Here is a 448-nt window from a genome sequence, read left to right as displayed (position 1 = left end):
TAGGGCCTATTAAATGGGCGCCAAGAATAGTCTGATTTTCTTTATCAATAATGGTTTTGTAGGCATATTCCTGAACATTTAATCGTTTTGCATTGAACCAGCTTTCCGCATTGTTATAATTAACTTGATATTCAATTTGTTGTGATTTGGCTTCTGCTTCGGTCAATCCTACTGATGCCAGTGTGGGTAACGTAAAAACTACGGAAGGCATTGGGGGATAATTGACTTTTTTCTTGTTCCCTTTAATGAGGTTTGAAGCCACAACATGTCCTTCCATCACCGCAACAGGGGTAAGGGGCAAGCCTTTAGAATCTGCCGAATCTCCCGCTGCATAAATATTGGAGTTAGAGGTGCTTTGAAGATATTCGTTGACTGTGATTCCTTTTTTTGAAAAAGATATCCCTGCTTTTTCCAAATCTAAATCAAAAATCGCTGGAGGACGACCGGC

General features: G+C 40.2%; 1 protein-coding gene. It reads right to left on the bottom strand.

The features are described 5' to 3' along the window. Positions 1-448: FAD-dependent oxidoreductase (locus RM529_RS17790; RefSeq protein WP_311486066.1), on the bottom strand; the 448-nt coding region annotated here is incomplete at both ends.

It is taken from the genome of Autumnicola edwardsiae, from assembly GCF_031846505.1.
In the GTDB taxonomy this organism is placed as follows: Bacteria; Bacteroidota; Bacteroidia; order Flavobacteriales; family Flavobacteriaceae; genus Autumnicola; species Autumnicola edwardsiae.
Note: the sequence above shows the minus strand (reverse complement) of the source record. Positions and strands in the feature narration are given on the sequence as shown.